We start from the raw sequence: 22,478 nt of genomic DNA on the forward strand, positions 1-22,478 counted from the left end.
GTGAGGCTTGAGGCTTGAGGCTGTGAGGTACGAAGGCGATGGCGGACGCTGCGCGTCCTTTCCTCAAAGCCTGACAGTCTCAAAGCCTCACAGCCTTCTTAATCGAATGCTCCGTGCAAAAACCATTGGTCGTCCGACAGGCGGCGGAAGAGCCAGAAGCGGAGGCCCGCCGCCGTTTCGATCCGGTAGTAATCGCGCTGGACATAGCGGCCACGCCACCAACCGGTTTGAATTCGTTCGGGGCCCCAGGCTTGGGCCACGCGATGAATGCCGTGCAGATCAAATTGAATCGGCGGCCCCTCGGGAACCACCGACAACACCTCCAGCCGGATCGGTTCGGTTTCCAGGCGCAACGGGCGGGGCAGGAGTTTCCAACGCGAGTTCTTCGGCGACGCGAGGGGCGACGCGAGGGGGACAGTCCCCTTTTGCTCCGCGGACTCCGCAAAAGGGGACAGTCCCCGGCCGTTCTTCCCGCTTGGCGATGACAGGGGGTCAGGCACATTTTCCGGCTTCCGGTTCGTGCGCAAATTCTTTCCGCTACGGCTGGAAAATGAGCCAGACCCCTTTCGCGGCACAGCCTTTCGCGGCACGACGCCCGCCAACGGCTCGTAGCGAAACGCGAATTCGGGCTGAGCGTCGGGCTGGGGCAAAGCTCGAACCACCGCTTCGCGTCCCAAGCGATTGCTGAGCCGATCGACCAGCTGCGCCACCTGCCGGCGGCTTTCGCGCTTCGACGGCTCGAAAAGCTCCGGTTGCCAAGCCTGCAACGGCGCAGCCGCCAAGACCGATAATCTCACCGCCGTTACCGGGCCGGGCTGAAAAAGGGGACGGGCACCTCGCGGCAACGCATCGAGCGGAGCCGCGGCGGACCGTCGCTCGGAGCCAGTCCCCTTTTTCAGCCCTACAAGCGCGGTCCGATCCAATTGCATTTGCGTCAGTTCCAAAAGATGCTTCGCCTGCGCGCTGGCTCGAAACAGGCCGACGACAAATTGGATCGTCTCGCCCCCTTCATGCTTCAAGCGGCATTCCAGTTGAATCGCGCCTTGCTGCCGTGCGACCAATGCCCGGCTGATGCGCTCCATGAGCTGGCCGAGAATCGCGTCTACCGCCTGCCGATCTTCGGTGGGATATTCCAATTCGATGCCGGCCGCAATGTCGGGAGGCGGACGATGCGGCACGATGATTTCCGAAACCGCGCCCGTGGCTTGATCCAACCGCAACAGCAATCGTGGGTCGAACCGGGCGGCCAATGCTTCGCGCGGAAGACCGAGCAATTGGCCGATCCGCTGAATGCCCAACTCGGCGAGAATTTCGACTTCCGCTTCCAAGCGCAGGGCCGCGATCGGCAAATCGGCCAAGGCCCTGGCCGTTTGTCCCGGCGGCACGATCACGGGCGAAAAATGGCTTCCCGCTTCGGCCTCGCCTCCCTCGCTAGCGCGTCGGGCTAACATGTTAGCCCGAAGCGCTAGCGAGGGAGGCCCGAAGCGAGCCAGCGCCCAAGCGGCGCCGAGCGTGTCGGCCAATGCGGCTCGCACCACAAAACCCCAGCGATGAAATGCCCGCATCAATTGCTGCACCAGCGACGCTTCGCTTCCAAACAGCGCCGCCAAACCAGTGACGTCCAACAAGAGCGTGTCGCCGCCGTCGATGCCGACGAGCGGGCTGAACTGTTCGGAGCGGCAGGCCAATTGTTCGAGAGCCGCTCGATCGGCCCGAGGATCGTGCTGCTCGAAATAGGCCGCCGGCACGAGCCCCCTGGCTTCGGCCAGGGGCATGTCCACCGTGATGCCCTGCCGGCCCGAGCAAGCGACCACTCGCAATGCCCCGCGAACTTGCCCGTATAAAACGACTTCGCGGCCCTTAAGCTCCGGACGATTGCTTCGCACCCGCTGCAACGGCCAATGCGGAAGCCATATCGCGAGCGTGCGATTCTTGGAGCGTTCCTGTTTCATCGTCAAGCTCCAGTTGAACGACTGCCCCGGGGGTGCCATTTCGACAACGAACCACTTCCACACGCAAACGCCGGCCCGCGGAGAAGGGGACGGGCACAATTTCCTCACAGGGCATCGGAAATTGAGCCAGTCCCCGGGGCGCGCCAGTCGAGGGACGCGCTTCCACGAGCAATTGCATGTCGGACCAAGCCGGATGCCCACGAACGCTCGGCGGACGAATCAATAGCCCGATGTTTCCGGCGCTTTCCGCGGCAAGCTGCAATTGGCGAAACGCTTTGCTATCCAGCCGTTCGGGCCAGCACACGACCCCCCCCACGCCCAGGCAACTGAGCGACTGATTCAGTGCCCAGAGAAAATCCTTTCGGGTTCGCGGGCGGACAAAAACGACATTGGCCAATTCGATGCCCAAATTGGCGGCGGCGGGGGGATGGAACGAGCGGCCGCGGTCGATCACCACCAGGGCTCCCCCGTCGCGGCATGCTTCCCGGCTGGCAATCAGGGCCAAGGCCGCTCCGCCGCTGCCGATTTCGGCGAGATATTCCACCAGCGTGCCGCGATGCAGGCCTTGCCCCGGCAAGATGCGATCCAATGCCCCGCAGCCGCTGGAAAACGAGGGAACCGCCGGGCGGCGCGCAACTTCCAATCGCTGCACCTGCTCTCGCAAGGCGTCTACGATTTCGGCTTGGCTGGAGGATGCTAGCATGCTATCACTATACGTCCGTACATTATCATGTCAAGAAGATAAACGAAGCAGGCCGCCGCGCAAAGAGCAAACTGCCGGCCCCCCCTTCCGAGAGAATTCGCGAGCAGGATCGATATCGCAAGCGAGCAGCGGCAGTAAATACGGAAGTCGAACTGCCGCCCCCGATCGCGGCAGGCACACTTCCGTGTGCCGTTTGCGGTGCTATGTGCGCAACGCCCCGCGAGAGGCAGACGGCACACGGAGTGTGCCTGCTACGTTGGGTGCGGCCAAAGGCCGCACTCGCGGAGCTCCAAAACTTCTCCGCAAGTTGCGGAGGACATTCAATCGGTAACAAACGAACGGTCGAAATCCTCGCGACGCGCGGCGAAACGGCTCAATTGTAGCAGGCACACTCCGTGTGCCGTCTGCCCCGCTCTGTGTACAACCCGCCGCGGAGCGCAGACGGCACACGGAGTGTGCCTGCTACGTTGGGTGCGCCCCTTACGGCCGCGATTGGTGATTCGTGGTTCGCGCCGCAACGTATTCGCGTCTCTCGCGCAATTCGTGGTTTGGCTAGCTTTGAATCCGTGGTTCTTTCGTGCCAGCACCGGACCAGCATCGCAGAAATGTGGTGGTTAAATATTAGCCGTGGTGATTCTAGGGCCTGAATGCTTGGGGCGCCGCTGCACGGAGCCGAAAAAATTGTCGTTCAGCCCTTCCCTGTCTCGGTACACTATTAGGTGACAGTTATTTGGTGGTTGGCCGAAACGTGGCGCCTTGTTGCGTTCGGCAGGCAATTTTCGAAGGAGCGATCCACTTCAATGGCTGCTCGATGCAAGAGATTGCGGGAGGAACCGCGAATCGTTTGATCCAGCAGTCGCATGCGCGGGGGAGAAAGACAGAGGAATCTGCCATGCGGTCTCTATTGCGAGGAGTGGTGGGTGCGTGCGTGGTTGCGTCGGCGGCAACGGTTTTAGGACAAACCAGTGATCTGCCAAATCTGACAAGCCGGTTGGTTGTGGTGCGGTTCTCGATGGCGGGGGGCCGAATCGAGGCCACGGCCGATCAACCGGGCTTCGAACGCGAGCAAACCTCGACGATCGAGCCCGGACGCCATGAAACTCTCTCGGTGAGCACGAACAACGAAGAGGAAGCGTCAGTCAAATACGATCTGGCGACTGACACCGAGCAGCTCTCGGTAAACGTTTCCGACGGCTGCGATGTGTCGATCTCGCGTCATCCGGCAAAGAAGCCGCACGCGGCCCAGGTCGATTTCCAGCAGCCACGAACCGGGCCGATCGTGCTCACTGTCGAACAAGACGGTGTGAAGCGCGAAATCCGGGGCGACACCGTTTGGTATCTGCTGCTGTCCGAGCCCGAGCTTTGCCGTGAGCATTTGCTTCCGCTGTTGGCGATGCTGCGCTCCGACTGGCGGTTGGTGGAGACGGCGCAAGCGATCGAATCGCAAATGCTGCGGATCGCGGGGGCATATCGAGAGGCAAATCTCCGCCGCTGGAGCCGCTTGGTTGGAAATCTGGCCAGCGATCAGTTCATGGTTCGCGAAGCGGCGGATCGCCAACTGCGCGCCGAAGGGACTGTTGTGCTTCCCTTTCTGCAATCGCTCGACCGCCATCAACTCGATTTCGAGCAGGCATCGCGGATCGACGGCATCGTCGACATGCAGGCCGAGTCGACGGAAGACACGCCGGAGCAGGAAGCCAGCCAGTTGATGGACAATCGATCGCTTTGGGCTGTGTTGCTGAATCGCCCGCAGGAAAGTACGCGGCGGACAGCCGCTCGGCAGTTGGCGTTTCTTTTGGGGGACGGATCGATCGAATTCGATCCGGGCGCGCCCGAATTGGTTCGAAAGGCGCAGGCGGAAGCGCTCCGGAAGCGGATCGGCGCGAATGCCGCCGCAACGCCGAACGGTGGGGCGAAATAGCGGCCGCCTTTGAACCGCAAAAAAGTTGCGAAATCGCAAGCGGAGGCTGGAAGCTCGCTTGCGGTTTCGCGCCGCTGCGTGTGCCCCGCGCTACCCGCGTTGGCTGCGCGGCACATATTCGCGCTCGGTGGGCCCCGTGTAGATCTGGCGCGGGCGGCAGATGCGCTTGTTCGGGGAATGGTGCATCTCCATCCAATGGGCGATCCAGCCCGGAAGCCGGCCCATTGCGAAGAGCACCGTAAACATCTGGACCGGGATGCCGAGCGCTCGATAGATGATTCCCGAATAGAAATCGACGTTTGGATAGAGCTTTCGCTCGATGAAATAGGGATCCGACAGGGCGGTTTCTTCGAGTTCCTGGGCAATGTCGAAGATCGGGTCGTTGATCGAGCGCTTTTTAAGCAGCTTATCGCAGGTGGCTTTGATGATCGTTGCGCGGGGATCGTAGTTTTTGTAGACGCGGTGGCCGAAGCCCATCAGCCGGAAGCCGCCGTCTTTTTGCTTGGCCAAGTCGACATATTTCTTAACGTTGCCCCCTTCGGCGCGAATCTGTTCGAGCATCTCGACGCATGCCTGGTTGGCCCCGCCGTGCAACGGGCCCCATAAGGCGCAGATTCCGGCCGAGATCGAAGCGAACAGGTTGGCGTCGCTCGAACCGACCATCCGCACGGTCGAGGTGCTGCAATTCTGCTCGTGGTCGGCGTGGACGATCAAAAGCAGGTTCAATGCCTCGACGAAATCGGGATCGATCTGATACGGTTCGCACGGCACGGCGAACATCATGTGGAGAAAATTCTCCAGATACGACAAATCGTTTCGCGGGTAGATGAACGGCTGGCCGATCGATTTCTTATAGCTGCACGCCGCGATCGTCGGCAGCTTGGCCATCAGGCGATGGACCGAAATCTCGACTTGGCTTGAATCGCGCGGATCGAGCGAATCTTGATAGAACGTCGACAGCGCTCCGACGACGGAACTGAGCGTGGCCATCGGATGGGCGTCGCGCGGCAAGCCGTTGTAGAACGACCGCATGTCTTCGTGCAGCATGGTGTGCCGCAGCAGCGAACCGCGGAAGCGGTCCCACTCGTCGTCGGTCGGCAGCTCGCCGTAGATCAACAGGTAGCTGACTTCCACGAAATCCGACCGCTGCGCGAGCACTTCGATTGGATATCCGCGATACCGCAGCACTCCTTTTTCGCCGTCGAGATACGTGATCGCGCTGGTGCATGCACCGGTGTTGCCGTAGCCTTCGTCGAGCGTGATGAAACCGGTTTGAGCTCGTAGCTTGCTGATATCGACGGCCGGTTCCTGTTCGGTGCCGACGAGGACCGGGAGGTCGACTTCGTGTTTGCCGACTTTCAGTTTGCCGATGTCGCCGGTCGCGACTTTGGATTTTGGCGCGGTATCCAGCGTCGAGCTCATGGTGCATCCTTCTGGCGGTACGGAGAAATCGGGCGCTTCAGGCAAGCGAGCACAATGAATTTTATCGGCCCGGCAGCGTTTCGACAATTCAGTCGGAATCGACGCTCGCGGCGTTCGGTCGTGCCGCCTGCGGAGCCATGGCACACGATTTATCCGCCATCCAGCGCAGCAAGCATATCACTGTAAGAGCCGCACCGCAAATCGTCCGGCATCAAGCCAAACCGCGTCGTCAATTCGTCGACGAGGCGCCGCGAGACGGTTTCGTCGGCGGAATCGGCACAAACGGCCTCGAACTCCAGATAGTCGCCGAGCGATTCGACTTCATCGAGATGGATTCGCACGTTGCGGTGCCAATAGATTCGCCGATGCTTGCGCACGACCGCGCGAACGCCGAGCGCCGCGGCCAATGCTTCGCCGAGGCCGCGGCAAGCGCCGACTTCTACCAGCCGATAGTCGCTCGCTTTCGGTTCGGCGCGATCGGCTCTTTCGTAGCAGATCAATTGCCCGCCGCGGCCGTCGATTTCGCGCAGCTTCAGCCGGCCGCGGCGGCAGTGGAAATAAGTGTCGCATTGCGTTTGCAATTCGACCGGCCGATCGGCCAATGTTTCGGCGAGTTTACGGGCTGCCGCGGGATTTCGCAGCCGCGCTTTGAGCTCGAGATTTCGCCGTGGGTTGCTCACGATCCTGTTCGCATTGGTTCGCGATTCCGCAAGCCGGCTGTGCCGCGGCAAAAGCGCTGGCCGCCTGCCCCGAACGGCCGGCATCGATTGACAGACGGCCGCTTGCTTTCATAAAACGATGGGTGGATGCGGGGCATTCGTCGAATCTTGCGAAGCATTTCTCGTTCATCTCCACGCGGCTCGGTTTTTACAAGGGGCTTCGCTATGAAGACCTGGCTTCTCTGCGGCGCGGTAGCGGTGGTTGGTTCGTTCGCCGGTTTGTCGTCGGCCCACGCTCAGGTGCCCTCGATGGCGTGGCACGGACTCAAGGCGGCGGAGTTTCCGCAGGATCCAGGGCTATGGATCAACACGGCGCCGCTGCGCTTGGACGACCTGAAGGGGAAGGGGGTGGTGTTGTGGTTTTTCTCCGATCAATGCCCGCGCTGCAAGAAGAAATGGCCGGAGCTGATGGAATTGTCCAAGCTGTTCGAGGGGCAACCGGTGCTGTTCATCGGGGTCAGTTCCGGCGCGCCGCGAGAAGTGCTCGACAAGTACGTCCATGAAACGAAGGTCACTTGGCCGATTCTGGTCGATACCAGTCGCAAATACGAGTTGGAGTCGCAAATTTCGCCGCCGATCAGTCTGCAGAATATCTGTCAGTTGCGCGTCATTACTTCCGACGGACATTTGCAATTGGCGAACTGGGAAGACATTCCCGGCACGGCCGCGGCCGCGCGGAAGGGGGCGACATGGAAGGTAGATCCAAACGAGGTTCCGTTCAAGCTTGTCGCCGCATGGGAGGGCGTCGAGTTTGGCAACTATCGTGCAGCAGGTCCGCTGCTCAAGGCGGCGCTCAAATCGCCGGATGCGGAAATAAAGGCCGGCGCCGAAAAGCTGATTGCCGCCGTGCAGCCTGCCATCGACTCGATGGTCGCCGACGCGAAAAAGGCCGAGGAGAAGGGTGACATCTGGGCAGCCTACAATCTCTACCGTGCGATCGACCAGAAGTTTTTGGATTTCGACATTCCCGACAGCGCGGTCGAGGCGAAGAAGAAGCTTGCGGAAGATCCCAAAATCCGAGCCGGGCTGGCGGCTCAACGCGATCTCGATCGGGCCAAGAAGCTTCTTGTTTCGAGCAACCCTGTGGTCCGACAGAGGGCCGCTCCGATTTTGCAGAAAATCGTGAAAGACTCGCCCGACAGCAATGCCGGAAAGGAAGCGCAGAAAATTTTGGGCGGCGGCTACCGGCCGTAGGCGGATTGCGGCGGGGGAAGCGCTGCGGCATTTGGGCCATAGGCTGGGGGCAGCGCTTGACCCGGCGCCCGCACTTGGGGAATTGCCGCTCTGCCGGGCGGAACCTGGCCCGCCGGAGCTTGCCCCGCGTCGTCGAAGATCGTCCAGATCGTCGTCTTGTTGCGGAGTTTGTCGAGATACTCGGCAATATTTTTCTTCGCGAGATCGTCCAATAGCTTTTTCTTGATGTCGCCCTGTGCATCGCGGAACGGCACCGTGCCGGCCAACTTGCGCTCGATCACGCGAATGATGTGAAAGCCATCGGTGTCTTCGATGATTGTGCTCATTTGGCCCACTGGCAGAAGCGGGCTGAACAGCGCATCGTCGAGCACTTTGGAGACAAGCGCCCCTTTGGTGGTCCAACCGCGATAGCCGCCGTCGGCGGCGGTCGGTCCTTGCGAGAGCTTTTTGGCGACTTCGGCGAACTTTGCGCCCTTGAGCACGTCGTTGCCCATCGCCGCGATCGCCTGATATGCCGCCGCTTTGTCGGTGAAATTGGCGAATGAGGCCGTCAGTTGTTCCCAACGAGCCTGCGAGGGGAACGAAAAATCGGCCTTATGGTCGTGGTAGTAGACCAAGGCCGTATCGAAATCGATTTCCTTCTCCGGTTTGGCGTGTTCGGTGAGCCACTCGTGTGCCAGCGTTTGTTCGAACGCTTGCTGTCGCTTGCGGTCGAGCGAAGTGCCATATTGATGCAACACCGCGTCCAGTTCGGCGGTCGTGTTGACCTTCACCCGCTCCATCATTTGTTTGACTTGTTCTTTGTCGAACTGTTCGTTGACCTTGCTTTGAAAATCCTTGAGCCCATCGGGAGGGATGGTGGCCGTGGCTTCGGTCACCAGCAGTTTGACATCGATCAGATTTTTCATCTGCTTAATCAGTTCTTGGCGTTCGCCGGCGAGCTGTTCGGGCGGAGCGCCGGCCATTTTGTCGGCCAGATAGGCTTCGTAGCGTGGGCTCAATTCCGACGCCAGCACCGCCTCGGGCCCGACAACTGCGATGACCGCCGCGCTTTCCAACGGCTTAGCAGGCGGAGCGCCGGCCGGCGGGACATATACCGAGCGGATTGAGGAATTCGAGTTCGGGCCCTGGGCGCCAGAAGCCCAGTTCTGCGGCTGAGCGACCGGCATCGGCTGCGTCGGAGCGGTGGTCATCAAGCGGTCGAAGGGAGCGCCGGGGCTCGTGTTGAAGCCCGGCAGCGGTTGGCTTCCATCGCCATATCCGCCTGCCGGAGCGGGCCCGATCGGGGTCGGCGATTGTGCTTGCACGACGCCCACCACGCTTAGCAATCGGTTTGCCGCGGTCGGGCCGAGGCAGAGCGCTGCGGCGAGCGCCAACGTTGCCGTGAGAAAGGCCGGATAGAGAAATCGAGTCACGCGCCACCGGCTTGGGGTCAGGTCAATCGAATTGAACCGAACGTGGGTCGTAGCACCGACAAGGGACGGGCGTGCACGAGTCTAAGTTCGGCCGAAAAATAGCTTCCGTTTTTTGAGCCCCTCGCCCTGCCCTCTACCGCAAGGGGACAGCGGGCTGTGGAGAACTATTTTGTGGCCGAGTCTAAGCCGAACTCCAGACCCGGGGAAGGCCGGGAGAGAAGTCTCCGAAAAGCAAACCGCACGGCGGCCTTTCCCGGGCTTGGCGCCCGTCCGCCCTAGGCTGCGCGGGGTGGGATTATAGACAAGGCCGGCTCAGGGCCGCAACATCGATTTCGCGGCCGCAAACAACTCCTCGAATGTCGCAATGCCCTTTTGCAATGGAAGATAGGCGCTGCGATTGTCGACGATCCGAAGCCGGCCCGGCTTGATGGCCGCAAGTTGCTCGATGCGGCGGCGATTTCCGTAATCGAAAACCAAGAAGCCGTCCTCGCGGCGGATCGTGTCGATCTTCCAATCGGCGGCCGCGATCCGCAGCTCTGCCAGCCGAGCCAATCGTCCGACCGGAGCGGGCGGCGGGCCGAAGCGATCGATCATTTCCGCCTCCAAGGCGGCCAGTTCATCGGCCTTCGAAACGCGGGCCAGCCGGCGATAAAGATCGATTTTCAATCGCATATCGCCGACGTAGGAACGCGGAATATAAGCCTCGCCGGGAAGGTCGATATTCACATCAAGGGTCACCTTCGGGGCCATCTGCTTCATTTGGCGAACGGCCCGTTCCAAAAGCTCGCAATAGAGTTCGTATCCGACGGCGGCAATGTGCCCGCTTTGTTGGGTGCCGAGGATGTTGCCCGCCCCGCGAATTTCCAGATCGCGCATGGCGATGGCGAAGCCCGCCCCCATGTCGCTAAATTCCTCGATCGCTCGGAGCCGTTTGACGGCGGTGCCGGAAACGTATTTGCCGGGGTCCAACAGCAGATAGCAATAGGCCCGATGCTTGTATCGCCCGACGCGGCCGCGCAATTGGTGCAAGTCGGCCAGGCCATACCGATCGGCTTCGTCGATGAACATCGTGTTGGCGTTGGGGATGTCGAGCCCGCTTTCGACGATCGTCGTCGCCAGCAAGATGTCGAATTTGCCGGCCACGAAGTCCAACATGACTTGTTCCAATTCGCCCTCGGGCATCTGTCCATGGCCGATGCCGATGCTTGCCTCGGGAACGATCCGCTGCAGCTTGGCGGCCAACAGGCCGATGTCGTTGACGCGGTTGTGGACAAAAAACACTTGTCCGCCGCGATTCAATTCGCGCAACACGGCATGGCGAATCAGCGATTCGTCGAAGCGGGTGACACGCGTTTCGACGGCCAGGCGATCTTCCGGCGGCGTTTCGAGATTCGAGATGTCGCGCAGGCCGAGCAGCGACATGTGCAACGTGCGCGGAATGGGCGTGGCGGTGAGCGTCAGCACGTCGATCGTCTGCCGCAAGGTTTTGAGGCGCTCTTTCACTTCGACGCCGAATCGCTGCTCTTCGTCGATGATCACCAAGCCGAGGTTGGCAAACGCGACGTCGCCCTGGGCGAGCCGGTGCGTGCCGACGACGATATCGATCGCACCCGTTTTCAATCCGGCCACGATGCGGCTTTGTTGCCGAGCGGTGCAAAAGCGGCTGAGCGCGGCGATTTGAAATGGAAATTCGGCCATCCGCGCCGTAAACGTGCGCCGATGTTGCTCGCAAAGAATCGTCGTCGGCACGAGCACGGCAACCTGATAACCGGCGTCGATCACTTTGAACGTCGCCCGCATGGCGACTTCAGTCTTGCCATAGCCGACGTCGCCGCAGAGCAGGCGGTCCATCGGGCGCTCGATTTGCATGTCGTGCTTGATGGCGGCGATGGCGGTGAGTTGGTCGGGCGTTTCGCGATAGGGAAACGCCGCGTCGAATTCTCGTTGCCAGGCGGTATCGGAAGGAAAGCGAATGCCAGGGCGCGACGACCGCACGGCCTGCAATTGCAGCATCTCGACCGCCATATCGGTGACGGCTTGTTGGGCGGCTTCCTTTTGCTTGGCCCACAATCGGCCGCCAATCCGCGCAAGCGCCGGTTTCGCCTTGCTGCCGCCGACATATTTCTGCACCAACTCGATGTTCACGGCCGGCACGTAAATTTTCGTCCCGCCGTGGAATTCGAGTTCCAGGTGTTCTTCGACCTGATCGTGCTTGTCGAGCAGCTTCAGCCCGCGATAGCGGCCGATGCCATGGGCCAAGTGGACGACGTAGTCGCCTTCGCGGAGGTCCAGAAAACTATCGATCACTCGGCCGAGCTTGCGGCGGCTTGGCCGGGTGAGATCGCCGCGGTGGAACAATTCGTTTCCGCTCACGAGCACGATCCGCTGGTCCACCAGCCGAAAGCCGGACTGCAGATGGCCGACGGTGAAATGCAATTTGCCGAGCGAGGCGAGCCGGGTGCCGCTGAAGATTTCGGAGAGCCGCTGGGTCTCGGCTTCGGTCTGGCAGATCAGGGTGACGTCTTGGCCCGATGCGGCGGAATCCAGCTCGTCGCGCACTTTGCCGATATCGCCGCTGAACCGCTCGACGCTTTCGATCCTCAGGTGGCAGGTCGCTTCGAGCGAGCCGCTGGCCACGCCGGCCGCCGTGACCGAAGGAAAGCGATAAATTTCGGTAAGCACGTCCCTTTTTTCGTGGACCTCTTGCGGACGCTCGAGCCGGCCCGAATAGTGTTTCGCTTCTTCGTCGATTTCCTGCGGCTCGACGAGCATGATCCAACTATTCGGGCCGAGGTAATCGGTGAGATAGGCGCGATGCCCCGCGTCGGGCCGAAGAACCGTGATTTCAACCGCGTCGAGCGATTCGAGGCTTCGCTGGGTCGACACCTCGAACCACCGCAGCGATTCGATCTGATCGCCGAACAGCTCGATCCGCACCGGGGCGTTCCAATCCGGCGCGAACACGTCGACGATTCCGCCGCGGGGAGAAAATTCACCCGGCAGGCCGACGGCCGTCGTATTGTCGAATCCCCCCTCGGCCATCCAGCGAAGCAAGTCGGGAACATTCAGCTCATCGCCGACCCGCAGCACGCGCGTCTGCCGAGCCAAGGTGTCCGGCGGAGGCACGGGTTGCATCAGGCTTTGGATGCTGGAGACGAGCAGCAGAGGGGCGAGGGGCGAGGGGCGAGGGGCGTGTGACGCGCGGGGGGAACGCGCTCGGGGACTGTCCCCTTTTCTGGAGTCTTCGGAAGAAAAGCGGACCGTCCCCTTCGCCCCCAACTCCCCTGCGGCAGCTAACCGCTTCAACACGCGCAACCGGTCCCCATGAATATCGTCGTCGATCTTGCCTTCGCCGGGGCTTGATTCCCAGGCCGGGAACCGCTCGGGATGCAGCGTCGTGAACAGGGCCAGATCATCGCAGAGCGGATCGATGTCGGCGGGCCGCGGGCAGACGACCAGTAGCGCCCGAGGCGCTTCGGCGGCCAAGGCGGCCGCGGCAAGCGCGCAGCTCGAGCCCCAGACTCCGCCGAGCGTAGCCCCGTGCCCCGCCTTCAGCGCGGCCACGACTTCGGCAAACCCCGCGTCTTCCCGCAATCGCTCGGCTAATTCCAACAGCCGCTGCATGACATCGGCTGTCGTCTGCGACTCAACCATGCTCCCTGACAATCGGTGCTAGCGGCGGACCCGCAACCAAAGTAGCAGGCACGCTCCGTGTGCCGTCTGCCCCGCTCTTTGCGCAACACGCCGCGGCGCGCAGACGGCACACGGAGTATGCCTACTACGATAACGGCGTTTTGTCGCTCCTTACAAAGTATCGAGTGCCGTCACCAATAATCTCGTTGCGCCTACGCCCCCCTTGACGGCACCATGGGCGCCTGTTCGGTCGCCGACGGGACGCGATCGCCAATCGCTGTCTCGCCCGAATCGTCGGCGGCTTCCAGCAGCGAATGAACTTTCTCCTCTTCAACCTCGTGCATCATCTCGGCCACCTCGCGGCGGGCGGCTAGATAGTAGCACACTCCCACAAGCGCCACCGCCAGCATCACGATCCGATTTCCCAACGATACCAGCACGCCCAAATCCTTGTTCGGCAGCGTGATGTGGTCGATCGCCGGCGTCACATTTTTGTAGAGATAATCAACGAGCAGTTCGATGGCCCCCAAGCCGTTGGCGGGCAGCGGCACCACGCCCGCGATCGTCGTCAGCGGCACGATCACGAAATGCGTTTCGAGCGACGGATGCTCGCTGAGCAATCCGGCCGCGACGAGATAAAAGGCCAGGAACAGCAGGCTCTGGGCTACCACCGTGATTCCGAGCGACATCGCCATGACGCGCTTGTGGTTGCGATAATAGAGCATCGCGCTAATGAGCCGTTCGCAGGTGCGGCCGACTTTCGGCAAGCCGCCGAGCCAGCGGAGAATTCTTCCGCCGTCGAGATCGGGCATCATCAGCAGAATGATCGCCACGGTTCCAATGCCGGTGCAAATAAACGTTGCCCGGCACAGCAGCTGGATCGTGCGATCGTCGGCCGAGCGCCACAGGCCGGTGGCCAGCATCGCCACGCTGGCCATTACGAAAATGACATACAGCCCAATCAAGCGGTCGATGACGACGGTGGCGACTGCTTCGGCCCGGCGGGCGTGGCACTTGCGGGCGGCGAAGATGGCCTTGAACAAATCGCCGCCGACGGCCCCCAGCGAGACGAAATTCAGCAAAAACCCCAAGAAGCCCAGCCGCAACGCATCGCGGAGCGAAAGCGGAAGATCGTGCGCCCGCAGCAGCCAGAACCAGCGGATGATCGTCAGTAGCACGCCCAGAAATGTCACCACCAGGGCGGCAGCCAGCAGATGCCACCGCTTCGGTTCGTTCCACAATTCGCCGAAGCTGTCGTTGCGATAAATATCGCGCACCAGATAGGCGACGATACCGAGCAAGATGCCCCATTGCAGCAGCTTGACAATAAGCTTCGTGGGAGAGAACTTGGCGGGAGCGGTTTTCAAAGGGGGCTTTCCGGCGTGCTGGCAATTCGGGGTCGTGGTACGTTTTCAAGTAGGTCAGGCTTTCCAGCCTGACATTCCTCGGGCTTCGTCAGCCTAGAAAGGCTGACCTACGGCAACCGTACCTCTACCGGATTCGAACGATGCTTGCGAACTTGACACGTGTGGGCAACAGTGATAGCTTTTTTGTTCGCCGCGGGCGTGGAATCCCTTGCCGGGCGAATACGATTTGCGGATACGATTTTCCGCGGCAAAGGTCGATATACTAATTCATTGTACGGTTGGACTTGAAGGTCAACGTGTGATTCTGGGGGATTAGCTCAATTGGGAGAGCGTCTGGCTGGCAGCCAGAAGGTCAGGGGTTCAAATCCCCTATCCTCCACTTTTTCTTAACGCGGGCGACCGCCGCAACCAAAGCTCGCAATGATTCCGACGCAATCCGGGTCGGAAGGTCGGAATCGCTTTGCGGCAACATCGTCGCACGGGCGATAAATAGCGTCAAGGCGAACGTTTCGGCGCAGAGAACGCAGCACTCATTGCTGGGCATCTAAAGTCGCGTCCGAGCCTGAAAGGCTCGTTCCGTCAGTCCAGGGCGGAGCCGGTTGAGCGGCGGAGCCATGGCTCGTGGTTGCTTGCGATGTGCTGCCCGGCCCTGATAGGCGCCGTTCCATTTCGTGTCGCCTCGTTGAACGGCCCATTCAGGGCCGGGCGCATTGCGCGGGGTATTTACCCAGACCTGCGCCGCTTACGCGGCTCCGGGCTGGGCTGGCAGAATCGGCCCTTCAGGCCGAGATGCTAGCCAAACGTCCCTCGATACCGGCGATTCGCGCGCTACTCGCTTTTGCCGGCGCTTCGTATTAGTCTATGGCAGATTAAATGGCACGGCTGCAACCGAGGTTGCCGGGCCGCCCAATTGTCAGGCCACTTCTCTCCGCAGCTGACGGTCAACGATGGAAGGCAATCCCTACAAGCCGCCGCAGGCGATCGCCGCTGCGCCGCCGATGTCGATGCAGTTGCGAACGCAACTCTCGACGATGATGTTTTTGCAGTACGCGATTTGGGGCGCATGGCTGCCGCTGCTCTGGCCCTATCTGGCAAACCATCTTGGATTCAACGGCCATGAGATCGGCGATATGTTTGCCGTCGGGGCGCTGGGGGCGATCATCGCTCCATTTCTCGCCGGACAACTTGCCGATCGCTATTTTTCGACCGAGAGATTTTTGGCCGTCAGCCATTTGATCGGCGGGGCGCTGATCTGGGTTCTAGCGTCGCTCACGACCTATTGGCAGTTTTTGGCGTTTTCGTTCGTCTATTCGCTGGTTTATTCGCCGACGCTGTCGCTTACGAATTCGTTGGCGTTTCATCATCTACCCGATCGCGATCGCGATTTCGGACAAGTGCGAATATGGGGCACGATCGGATGGATCGTGGTCGGCATGTCGGTGGCCCAATGGCTGCTGCATCACTACACGCCCCCCGGAGCAAGTGCCAACGAGATGTTGCTTTCCCAGGCCGGCGGCATGGCCGACGCGTTCCGCCTGAGCGGCATTCTCGGCATCGCCATGGGCTTGTTCTGCTTCCTCCTGCCGCACACGCCTCCAAGCCAGGGCAAGAAGAAAAATGCCTCGGTCGAAGCGCTCGGCGAAATCAAGAAAAACCCGCTGCTCACGCTGTTCTTGATCTCGATACCGATCAGTTGCGTGCATCAATTTTATTTCGTGCACACCGCGGGTTTTCTAGGGCAGTTTCAGGCGGCTGCCGAAGCCACGAATGGCCAGTCTTCCACGAAGAGCCTGTTCCACGCGATCAATTCGATCTTCGGTGTCGGCGGCGGCGGGCTGATGACTGTCGGCCAATTTGCGGAATTCGGCGTGTTGGCCATGATGCCCATTCTCGCCAAGGCGCTTTCGCGCAAGACGCTGCTGGCAATCGGGATCATCGCCTATGGGCTGCGGATGTTTTTGTTCGCCTATGTCGGGCCGATTGCCGCGGCGACGCATCTTGGCCCCGTGCCGATTCTGATCTTGGGCATTGCGATGCACGGTTTTTCATTCGGCTGCTTCGTGTTCATCGCGTTCATGGTCGTCGACGAACAAACCACCGGCGACGTGCGCGCGAGCGCTCAGAGCTTGTTCAACCTCGTGATGATTGGCGTCGGGATCATCGTGGGGAGCGAAATCGCCGGCTGGGTGGCGGAGTGGGCCAGAATCGACAAAGACCATCTCGACTACACGAAGCTCTTCAGCGTTCCGATGTGGACCTGCCTGGCGTGCCTGATCGCGCTCGTGGTCTTCTATCCCCGCCGCAGCCGCACCGTTGCTTGAACCGTCTGCAATGCTATCCTTGAGGTAGCGGTCACTAAGCCCAGGGAAGGCCTGGAACGCGTGTGCCAATGGAGAGATCGCTCTCCGGGCGTTCCCTGGGCTTGAATCCCGCGCCGGTGGACCATATCAGACATCGACGATGAAACGCCTCGAAAAAAAACATTCGCTGCCGACTCGCGTGTTTCATTGGCTCAACGCGCCGCTGCTGGCGATCATGATTTGGAGCGGGCTCTTGATCTATTGGGCCAACGATGTTTACCGCGTCGGGCTGGGCCGATTCACGCTGTTCCACTTTTTTCCCGATTCGTGGTATGCGGCCCTGAATCTCGGCCATCGGCTGGCCGAGGGAATGGCGTGGCACTTTTTCTTCATGTGGTTTTTCGCAATCAACGGGTTGATCTACGTCGGCTACACGTTCATTTCCGGCCAGTGGCGGCATCTGCTGCCGAATCGTGACACGCCGCGCGAGGCGCTTGATGTCGTGTTGCACGATTTGCGTTTGAGCAAGAAGCCGTTGCCGCGGCGGAAATTCAACGGTGCCCAGCGATTGGCGTACACCGCGGTCGTGTTGATGGGCGCCGGCTCGCTTCTGACCGGGCTGGCGATTTATAAGCCGATTCAGTTCTCATGGCTCACTTGGCTTCTCGGCGGCTACGAAATGGCCCGCTGGGAGCATTTTCTGCTGGTCATCGGATATGTGCTGTTCTTCGTCGTTCACATCGCGCAAGTGATCCGAGCCGGTTGGAACAATTTCCGAGCGATGGTGGCCGGCTACGAACTCGCCGCGCCGGAGGACGCACCCTATGAATCCAACTGAAAAAACCGCCGGCGAAGTGCCGGGGGGCGAGGGACAAGGGGCGAGGGGCGAGGACACCGAAAGGGCCGCCAAGTGGCCGCCGGCCGACCCGCCAACCGTCCCCCCAATCACACCTGCCGCGCCGGCCGCGATCGCATCTCCGCCCCAGTCTCCACCGCTGCCTCCCCCCTCACTGTCACCCTCACCCTCATCCTCGCCGTTGCCTTCCTCCCCCACCGCGGAGCAGCAGATGCGCCGGCTCTCGCGGCGAAGTTTTGCGGTGGCCGGTGGAGCCGCGGCCGTTGGATTCGCTGGCTGGCTTTGGTTGAAGCTGCAGGCTCAGAATGCGGGCATCCCTTGGTTTCTGCGAAAGACGCTGAATTTTAATGCGAAGGTGGCTCAAGCGTATTTCAGCTCCTCGCGGCTTTCGCCCGTTTATTCCGCCGATCAAGCGCGCGATCCGCGGGCCAACGGGCAATTCGGCCTGGCGGATCCGAAGTTCAATCCGGCGCAGTGGAAATTGAAAGTGGAAATGCCCGCGGGAAAGGCATCGCGGGGGTTTTCGCTCGACGACATCAAAACCCTGCCGCGGGCCGAAATGATCACGGAGCTGAAATGCATCGAAGGCTGGAGCGTCGTGGTGCAATGGGCGGGCGCTCGGCTCGCCGACTTTCTATCGGCGCACAATCTCGGCCTCCGCGATCCGAACGCTCCCGCTTCGCCCGGGAATTTATTCGACTTCGTGCAGCTTGAAACGCCGGATCGGGGTTACTATGTCGGCCTCGATATGGCCAGCGCAATGCACCCGCAAACGCTGCTTTGCTACGAGCTGAACGGCAAGCCGTTGCCCCTCGAACATGGTGCCCCGTTGCGGCTCGTGATTCCGGTGAAATACGGCATCAAAAACATCAAGCGCATCGGCACGATCCGTTTTCTCGACAGCCGGCCCGCCGATTACTGGGCCGAACGGGGCTACGACTGGTACGCGGGCCTGTAGAACGGCCGTCAAAGCTGCCCCAACGGACCTTGCCAGTAAGCTAAGCTTTCTTGGGGATTGCCATTCAATTGTGGTAATCGGTCGATGGGTGCCATGCCCACGGCTTTGCGTGGCATGGTTTCACCGGGTGAGGCGCATGCCCATTCAAGGCAGTGGGCATGGCACCCGACGATGCAGAAAAACCGGGAGCCCGAAACGCTAGCGAGGGAGGATCAGCCCGATTCCCTGGCTAGCGCGCGGGCTCCGGCAGCAAACCGCAGTAAGCAACTTCACCCCGTGCTCAAGGGCTGCGCGCTTGGTTTCGAAGTGGCGGCTTATCGGGATTCCGCGATGGACTCCGCTCTGCAATCGTCTGGTTTTCGACGGCTTTCGCCGGCCGCTGCGCGGGGCGTGCTGATCGTCGCGCTATTGGCGACACTCTTGTTCGTTGGCATCGCCGTCTCGCCGCTCGCTACCGGCTTCGCCGACAAACCTTTGCGTCGGCCCGGCGACATCGCGCTGTACCAGGCAATCGTCGGACGAATTCACGCCGGCGAGAATTATTACGATGCGGCCGCTGCCGAATTGCCGAGCCGCGGCTATCCGACCCGCAGTGTGTTCAACTGGCGAACCCCACTGCCGCTGTGGCTGTTGGGCGTGTTGCCGACGCCGATGATCGGCCGCGTGCTTCTCGCGCTGATGGCGATCTGGATGATGTTCGGATTCTGGCATTTGCTGATCCGGGATGGACAATTTGGCCGCGGTGTTTTTTGCGGGCTGTTGATGATCGGGGCGGTGCTTCCCTGTGTGCTCGATCAGCTCTATGTGATGCATGAGCTTTGGGCCGGCGTGTTGATTGCTCTTTCAATGCTGGCCTACGGCATGCGGCGCAGCGGCTGGGGTGTCGGGCTAGGATTCGCCGCCTTGGTGGTGCGAGAATTGGCAGCGGCGTATTGCGTGGTCTGCTGCTTGATGGCGATAAGCGAGCGGCGATGGCGCGAGGTGTCTGCGTGGGGCGGCGCGGCGTTTCTGTATGGGCTATGGTATGCGGCCCATGCAATGCAGGTTCTGCCGCGAATCGGCCCGCATGCGCTGGCGCACAGCGACGGCTGGATCCGCTTCGGCGGCGCCGCGTTTGTCATTTCTGTCGCGCAGGTGAATGCCTATCTGCTGCAACTGCCGCAATGGATCACGGCCATCTATTTGTCGCTGGCGCTGTTGGGGTTCGCCGGATGGACGGCGCCGTGGGGCCGCCGCGCGGGGCTGACCGCGGCCGTGTATCTCGGCGGCTTCGCGATCGTCGGCAATCCGTTCAATCAATATTGGGGCGCTCTGATCGCCCCGCTATTGTGCCTGGGAGTGGCCCAAGCCCCGCAAGCGCTCGGCGATCTATGGCAGCGGGCCTGCGAACGATCGAGCGCCATGCCCACTCTGCAAGCGTTGCAAGCAAGCGCTCGATCGAGCGGATGAGATTTTCGTGGCGGATGCCGCAGTCGCCATCGGTGTGCCGGCCGTCGTGCTGGGCTGGTCAGCGATCGGCTGATGGTGGTTCAGCGATTCGCGCCGGTGAGGATCGCCGCAGGCTGTCCGTCGTTCTTTTCGCTTCGATAGAATGACGCGCCACCTCACGGTGCCGACCAACCATCTTCCACGAGCTCGAATCCCACGAGGAATCCGATGCCAGCCGAAGTGACCGTCCTGCAACACGTCGAGTGCGAAACAATCGGTTCCATTGCGGAATCGCTCGAGGCCAGGAAGCTATCGGCCCGGACCGTGCGGCTGTTCCAGGGTGAGCCGGTTCCGTCAAGCCTCGGCTTCTTATCCGGCCTGATCGTGATGGATGGCCCGATGGATGTCTACGCCCACGAGCAATTTCCGTTTCTGACCGACGAGATGCGGCTGCTCGAGACGACTGTCCGGGGCAACAGGTTGGCTTTCTCCCTTGCTAGTGCTGCGGGCTCGCGCCGGGCCGGGGGCGGCCAGTTCCTTTCTCGCTCACCTTCATGGCTGGCGTTTGACCGGTCAGTTCGTAGAGAAATTGGCTCGGCTCGGTCGGGCGGCTCTTGCCCCATTTCATTCGTGAGAGCGCCAAAGATAAAGTAAGCCGTTCTCGGGCCCGCGTAACGCCGACATAGCAGAGGCGGCGTTCTTCTTCGATCGCCGTTTCGCCTTCCGTCACCGCCCGATGATGCGGCAACAATCCCTTTTCCATCCCGATCATATACACCTCGGGGAATTCCAACCCCTTCGCGCTGTGCAGCGTCATCAGCGCCACGGCATTGCGGGCCAATTGCGATTCCTTGTCGTCGCCATCGTCGCGATCGCCGAGCGCCACTTCGTCTAGGAATTCGCGCAGGTCGGGCTGCTTGGCTCGTTGCTGATAGCGGCCGAGCGAATTGACCAATTCTTCGACCGCCGCCCACCGCGACTGTTGCTCTTCCGCGTTTTTATATTGCCGCGTCAGTTCGTGCTTATAGCCGATGCGATGGATCAAATCCGACACGACCGCGAGCGGCGGATCGCGATTGAGCCGCTGCTGAAATTCGCCGATGAGCGATCGAAATTTGCGAATGGCCTCGATCGCCGCGGCGGAAAGTTTCAGTTCCGCCGGAAGATCCCCGAGCAACTCCCAGAGCGGGCGGCGCTCGCGCACGGCAAATTCCATGAGCGCGGTGACGGTCGATTGGCCGATGCCGCGCGGCGGTGTGTTGATGATTCGCAACAGCGCGATCTCATCGGCCGGGGTGGCCAGCAACTTCAAATAGGCGACGATATCGCGCACCTCTTTGCGATCGTAGAACGACATTCCTCCGACGAGCACATACGGCACCCGCGCCCGCCGCATTTCCATTTCGAAGGGGCGCGATTGTTCGTTCGTGCGAAACAATAGCGCGAAGTCGCGCGGTTGTCGGCCCGGATCGGCGAGGCGGCCCAAAATGTCGTTTGTCACTTGCTTCGCTTCGTCTTCCTCATCCTGGCACTGGAGGATTCGCGGGCGGTGGCCGCCGGAGATGGCCGCCCGGAGCACTTTGCAGTGCCGCGTGCGGTTGTGAACGATCAGGCGGTTGGCCAATTCGAGAATCTCGGCGGTCGAGCGATAGTTGTCTTCGAGCCGCACGACTATGGCCTCGGGCCAATCGAGTTTGAATCGCAGGATGTGAGCCACTTCGGCGCCGCGCCAGCCGTAAATCGATTGATCGTCGTCGCCGACGACGCACAGATTGCGATGTCCGACCGCCAACGCCTTGATGATCCGATACTGGCAGGCGTTGGTGTCTTGATATTCGTCGATCAGCACATGGCTGAATCGCGCGGCCTCGGCGCGGCGAACGTCAGGAAATCGGGCCAGCAATTGCTCGGCCAGCACGAGCAGATCGTCGAAATCGACGGCCCCCGCCGCCTTGATTGCTTTTTGGTAGCGGCGGTACCCGGCAGCCGCGAGATGTTCTTTGTCGGTTTCGGCCGTGGCGGCGGCATTGGCCGGGGCGATCGACACCGTTTTCCACCGCCCGATGTGATAGAGCAAATCGCCCGGCCGCAGCGACGTGGTGGGGATGCTCAATTCGCGGAGCACGGTTCGGGCGACTCCCTCCTGGTCGCCACGGTCGTAAATTGCGAATTTCGGCGGATAGCCGAGATGATGGATCTGCCGCCGCAACACACGGACGCAAAGCGAATGGAACGTGGAAATCTCGGGCCGTTTGGGCAATCGGCGGCCGAGCAGGGCGCTGGTGCGTTGCTGCATTTCCGTGGCCGCCTTGTTGGTGAACGTAACGGCGAGGATCTTTTCCGGCAGCGTGCCGTGGCGGATCAACTCGGCAATGCGATGCGTGACGACGCGCGTTTTGCCCGTGCCCGCCCCGGCCAACACCAAGAGCGGACCGCTCAACGTGCGAACTGCTTCGCGCTGCGATGGATTCAATGCGTCGGACATCGCTTGCAAGCGTAGCGTTCGGAGCGACGGCGGAGAAGGTGGTTGCCGCGTCGAGGCCATTTCCTGGACGGCGAAACGGCGATGGACTAGACTTTTAGCATTCGTGCCGTCGCCCCTCGCCCCTC

Annotated in this window: 14 protein-coding genes and 1 tRNA gene; 7 read left to right on the forward strand and 8 right to left on the reverse strand. The window is 61.2% G+C overall.

The annotated features are described in order from the left end of the window. Positions 1 to 98: 98 nt before the first annotated feature. Complete coding sequence (locus VHX65_01810) at positions 99 to 1,952, reverse strand: DNA polymerase Y family protein (protein HEX3997262.1); 1,854 nt, start codon at positions 1,950 to 1,952, stop codon at positions 99 to 101. Continuing rightward, entirely contained in the window at positions 1,861 to 2,655 is a 795-nt protein-coding gene (locus VHX65_01815; GenBank protein HEX3997263.1) for a hypothetical protein, read from the reverse strand. Before VHX65_01815 ends, VHX65_01810 begins: the two co-directional genes overlap by 92 nt. An 892-nt stretch (positions 2,656 to 3,547) precedes the next feature. Between VHX65_01815 and VHX65_01820 the strand changes: the two genes are divergently transcribed. After that, positions 3,548 to 4,576 carry a hypothetical protein gene (locus VHX65_01820; protein HEX3997264.1) on the forward strand — a complete coding sequence of 343 codons (1,029 nt, stop codon included), beginning with the start codon at positions 3,548 to 3,550 and terminating at the stop codon, positions 4,574 to 4,576. A gap of 90 nt (positions 4,577 to 4,666) precedes the next feature. Here the strand turns inward: VHX65_01820 and VHX65_01825 are convergent, their stop codons facing one another. Beyond that, complete coding sequence (locus tag VHX65_01825) at positions 4,667 to 5,998, reverse strand: citrate synthase (GenBank protein ID HEX3997265.1); 1,332 nt, start codon at positions 5,996 to 5,998, stop codon at positions 4,667 to 4,669. A gap of 149 nt (positions 5,999 to 6,147) precedes the next feature. After that, positions 6,148 to 6,678 (reverse strand): class IV adenylate cyclase, encoded by a 531-nt coding sequence (locus VHX65_01830; protein ID HEX3997266.1) that lies wholly within the window; start codon positions 6,676 to 6,678, stop codon positions 6,148 to 6,150. A 204-nt stretch (positions 6,679 to 6,882) separates the two neighbouring features. On the opposite strand from VHX65_01830, the gene VHX65_01835 reads away from it, so the two are divergent. Next, entirely contained in the window at positions 6,883 to 7,911 is a 1,029-nt protein-coding gene (locus VHX65_01835; GenBank protein HEX3997267.1) for a redoxin domain-containing protein, read from the forward strand. Here VHX65_01835 and VHX65_01840 read toward each other — a convergent pair. From VHX65_01840 to VHX65_01850, 3 genes are all read right to left on the reverse strand, one after another. Then, positions 7,899 to 9,326 (reverse strand): peptidylprolyl isomerase, encoded by a 1,428-nt coding sequence (locus VHX65_01840; GenBank protein ID HEX3997268.1) that lies wholly within the window; start codon positions 9,324 to 9,326, stop codon positions 7,899 to 7,901. The two genes, VHX65_01835 and VHX65_01840, sit on opposite strands and share 13 nt — an antisense overlap. Positions 9,327 to 9,638: 312 nt before the next feature. Continuing rightward, the gene (gene mfd / locus VHX65_01845) at positions 9,639 to 12,980 is read right to left on the reverse strand and encodes a transcription-repair coupling factor (protein ID HEX3997269.1); all 3,342 of its coding nucleotides are present in this window, start codon (positions 12,978 to 12,980) and stop codon (positions 9,639 to 9,641) included. Between the two features lie 191 nt (positions 12,981 to 13,171). Then, the gene (locus VHX65_01850; GenBank protein ID HEX3997270.1) at positions 13,172 to 14,326 is read right to left on the reverse strand and encodes a lysylphosphatidylglycerol synthase transmembrane domain-containing protein; all 1,155 of its coding nucleotides are present in this window, start codon (positions 14,324 to 14,326) and stop codon (positions 13,172 to 13,174) included. Positions 14,327 to 14,632: 306 nt separating this feature from the next. Here VHX65_01850 and VHX65_01855 point away from each other — a divergent pair. The 5 genes from VHX65_01855 (at position 14,633) to VHX65_01875 (ending at position 19,889) form a co-directional block, all read left to right on the forward strand. After that, positions 14,633 to 14,705, forward strand: a tRNA-Ala gene (locus tag VHX65_01855). A 568-nt stretch (positions 14,706 to 15,273) separates the two neighbouring features. Then, entirely contained in the window at positions 15,274 to 16,647 is a 1,374-nt protein-coding gene (locus tag VHX65_01860) for an MFS transporter (GenBank protein ID HEX3997271.1), read from the forward strand. Positions 16,648 to 16,786: 139 nt separating this feature from the next. Then, complete coding sequence (locus VHX65_01865; GenBank protein ID HEX3997272.1) at positions 16,787 to 17,464, forward strand: cytochrome b/b6 domain-containing protein; 678 nt, start codon at positions 16,787 to 16,789, stop codon at positions 17,462 to 17,464. A gap of 199 nt (positions 17,465 to 17,663) precedes the next feature. Continuing rightward, on the forward strand, positions 17,664 to 18,440 hold the full coding sequence (locus tag VHX65_01870) for a molybdopterin-dependent oxidoreductase (GenBank protein ID HEX3997273.1): 777 nt from the start codon (positions 17,664 to 17,666) through the stop codon (positions 18,438 to 18,440). Between the two features lie 330 nt (positions 18,441 to 18,770). Next, positions 18,771 to 19,889 carry a hypothetical protein gene (locus tag VHX65_01875; GenBank protein HEX3997274.1) on the forward strand — a complete coding sequence of 373 codons (1,119 nt, stop codon included), beginning with the start codon at positions 18,771 to 18,773 and terminating at the stop codon, positions 19,887 to 19,889. A gap of 475 nt (positions 19,890 to 20,364) precedes the next feature. On the opposite strand, the gene VHX65_01880 is transcribed toward VHX65_01875, so the two are convergent. Further along, on the reverse strand, positions 20,365 to 22,353 hold the full coding sequence (locus VHX65_01880) for a UvrD-helicase domain-containing protein (GenBank protein ID HEX3997275.1): 1,989 nt from the start codon (positions 22,351 to 22,353) through the stop codon (positions 20,365 to 20,367). Positions 22,354 to 22,478: the final 125 nt, after the last annotated feature.

The organism is Pirellulales bacterium, assembly GCA_036267355.1.
In the GTDB taxonomy this organism is placed as follows: Bacteria; Planctomycetota; Planctomycetia; order Pirellulales; family DATAWG01; genus DATAWG01.